The sequence below is a fragment of the Alcanivorax sp. HI0083 genome (assembly GCF_001635175.1).
In genome coordinates this window covers 1-1,289 of the sequence record NZ_LWFX01000368.1, presented here as the reverse complement: position 1 = coordinate 1,289, position 1,289 = coordinate 1, and the positions used below count along the sequence as shown (strand labels likewise).

At 57.3% G+C, this 1,289-nt stretch carries 1 protein-coding gene and 1 pseudogene; both read right to left on the bottom strand.

The features are described 5' to 3' along the window. A pseudogene (locus tag A3754_RS03825) lies at positions 1-246 on the bottom strand (type II secretion system protein GspL); the annotation flags it as partial. A 119-nt stretch (positions 247-365) separates the two neighbouring features. After that, a partial coding sequence (gene gspK, locus A3754_RS03820; RefSeq protein ID WP_063518879.1) for a type II secretion system minor pseudopilin GspK occupies positions 366-1,289 on the bottom strand: 924 nt, incomplete at its 5' end.

The following is a 1,289-nucleotide window of genomic DNA, read 5'->3' as shown; positions in this document are numbered from 1 at the left end:
GAGCAGATACGGCAGAACACGCTGTAAATGGCGCGCCTGCTTGCGAGTCAGGGAAACATGGGTTAGCCGGGCAAAGGCCACGCTGATAATGACATGGAGGGTCTGGCCGGCACACTGTTCCAGCGCATCACGCAGGCTAATGGCCTGTACGTCATCGGTTGCGTTGCGCTGCAACAGCACCGGAATTTCAAGATCCGGCTCTGTTCCCCCTGCACCGCTTAAATAAATCAGTGGAGCATCTGCCACGCTGCTGTGTCCTTTCGTTGTTATCTGCGTTGTTATTACTGCATGTGCCGCTGGCTCAGTGTACCAAGGCGAGCATCATTCCACAGTGTCGTTACTGACCATTGCGCCTACTGGGCATCTTACTGGGCATTGTAGAAGGGATTGCAGGCCGGTTCGAGCGGGGTCAGCAGCGGGCTTACCTGCCGGCTGAAGACCTCGGTAGACGCATCATTACCGCTACGCCGGCGCAAGCGACTCACCAATCGGCTTAATTGGCCGTCTACTTCCACGTCCACCATCACCTGGAAATATTCACTGCTAACGCCCAGAAGGTCGCTAACTGCCTGCTTTTCGTCGGCGTCAAGGGCGCTCAAAGGAGCAAGCTGCATCAGATCACTCACGGTTGTAATCGGCTCTTCTTGGCGGGCTTTGACAATGGCTTCTACTGCGCCGGCACCCGCTATTCCGCCCAGCACCGCATCCAGCACCTGGGGCGGCGCCGTATTCACATTCAATGTAGTTCCCAGCGGTAGCGCCGTAAACAGCCCCCAGACCATGCTGTCCTGGGGTTGATTGGCCACCTGGAAGCTGAGCAAGGCACGCATTTCCGATTCATGGGCCGCCGGCATGTTCGGAGTCCGGCGGTTACGGTAATCCGCGTCTTCCGCCCCTTCTACCCCATCCACAATATTGTTGGAATCCAGCCAATCCGCCATTTCGTTGGCCAGTCGTGACGCGTCTGTTTCCTGGGGGAAAGTCAGTTCGATGAGCCGGGTAAGCCGGTCAATCGCCTCTGGATCGCGAACAAAGGCATCGCCTTGAGCCGTAATCAACCAATTGAGATTAAAACGCCCCTGTAGATCCTGGACGCTGGCGCTGAGCATGGCGTCTTCATAGGGGGTGGGCGGTAATTGTACTGCCCACTGCTCTTCCACGCAGTCATCAACCAGCGCGTTATTGTTCTGGTCATCCTGCAGGTCATCGATCAGCCCCTGCTGGGCCACCACTTCCGCCGCCATGGCATATTGGTACCGCTTGTCCCATTGCAGCAGGTTGTCCGCCCG